General features: G+C 63.6%; 1 protein-coding gene. It reads left to right on the plus strand.

From position 1 onward, the window contains the following. Positions 1-720, plus strand: a 720-nt coding sequence (locus AC1DT3_RS23235) for an MFS transporter (protein WP_477467513.1), incomplete at both ends; no start/stop codon positions are given.

Consider the following 720-nt stretch of genomic DNA (forward strand, 5'->3'; position numbering starts at 1 on the left):
TCTTCAGCTTGGCCATTGCGGTGCAGAACCTGCTCTGGGGTCTGGGTCAGCCCTTCGCCGGCGCGGTCGCCGATCGGTACGGCTCACTTCGTGTTCTGTTCGTCGGCGCTATCCTCTATGCCCTCGGCCTTGTCGTGATGGCCTATGCGTCGACGCCCGGCATGCTCAATCTCGGCGCAGGCGTTCTCATCGGGTTCGGTCTTTCCGGTTGTTCGTTCAACCTCGTCCTGGGAGCCTTCGGAAAGCTCCTGCCGGAATCCTGGCGACCGATGGCGTTCGGCGCCGGCACGGCCGCCGGATCGTTCGGCCAGTTTCTGTTTCCGCCGATCGGAAACGTTCTGATCGACGCGCTCGGTTGGCATCAGGCCTTGATCATCTTCGGAGCGAGCGTTCTGCTTGTGCTGCCTCTGTCGTTCGCGCTCGCCACGAAGCCGAATGCCGCATCGACGGGTGGCGCCATCGCGGTTCCCGGTCAATCGATTCCGCAGGCGCTGATGGAAGCATTCCGTCACCGGTCCTACGTGCTGCTCGTCCTCGGCTTCTTCACCTGCGGATTTCAGCTCGCCTTCATCACCGCTCACCTCCCGGCCTATCTCAAGGATGCCGGGCTCTCCGCGTCCATCGGCGGCTGGACCTTGGCGGTGATCGGTCTCGCCAACGCATTCGGTTCGCTGACCTCGGGATGGCTCTCGACCCGCATGTCGAAGCGCTGGCTGCTGG

It is taken from the genome of Microvirga sp. P4_G7, assembly GCF_056401005.1.